This is a genomic window from Isoptericola variabilis (genome assembly GCF_050311655.1).
Classification (GTDB): Bacteria; Actinomycetota; Actinomycetes; order Actinomycetales; family Cellulomonadaceae; genus Isoptericola; species Isoptericola variabilis.
Window position 1 is genome coordinate 1 of the sequence record NZ_JBNOZM010000023.1, and the last position, 308, is coordinate 308.

At 52.6% G+C, this 308-nt stretch carries 1 protein-coding gene; it reads left to right on the top strand.

Annotated features, from left to right (window positions below; all coding sequences use genetic code 11):
- On the top strand, positions 1–308 hold a 308-nt coding region (locus ACQP60_RS20910; RefSeq protein ID WP_429736576.1), incomplete at both ends, for a serine hydrolase.

Consider the following 308-nt stretch of genomic DNA (forward strand, 5'->3'; position numbering starts at 1 on the left):
GGAGGACCGAAGGAGCTAACCGCTTTTTTGCACAACATGGGGGATCATGTAACTCGCCTTGATCGTTGGGAACCGGAGCTGAATGAAGCCATACCAAACGACGAGCGTGACACCACGATGCCTGTAGCAATGGCAACAACGTTGCGCAAACTATTAACTGGCGAACTACTTACTCTAGCTTCCCGGCAACAATTAATAGACTGGATGGAGGCGGATAAAGTTGCAGGACCACTTCTGCGCTCGGCCCTTCCGGCTGGCTGGTTTATTGCTGATAAATCTGGAGCCGGTGAGCGTGGGTCTCGCGGTAT